General features: G+C 61.4%; 1 pseudogene. It reads left to right on the top strand.

Annotated elements, in window-relative coordinates:
* Nucleotides 1-259, top strand: a pseudogene (locus tag C1X29_RS29340) (cytochrome P450); the annotation flags it as partial.

Raw genomic sequence — 259 nt, 5'->3', positions numbered from 1 at the left:
GTTCTCGAACACCACGGCAGTGATCGTGGATCGCAAGGAGTCCGTTGTTGCCGCGGAAGTGGCGAAACGCTACGCGGAGCGTGGCTTTCTGCCGATGCACACGCTTGTCACCAACGATCCGCCCTCGCACACGCGGTATCGCTCACTGGTCGACAAAGTGTTCACAGGTGCGTTCGTCAAGACTCTGGAACCGCATATCCGCGAGCTCTGCGAGGCGCTGATTGATGACTTCGCGGCGGCTGGCCGTGCCGAGCTGCTG

The sequence above is a fragment of the Pseudomonas sp. GW456-12-10-14-LB2 genome, assembly GCF_002884345.1.
Lineage (GTDB): Bacteria > Pseudomonadota > Gammaproteobacteria > Pseudomonadales > Pseudomonadaceae > Aquipseudomonas > Aquipseudomonas paraglycinae.
Note: the sequence above shows the minus strand (reverse complement) of the source record. Positions and strands in the feature narration are given on the sequence as shown.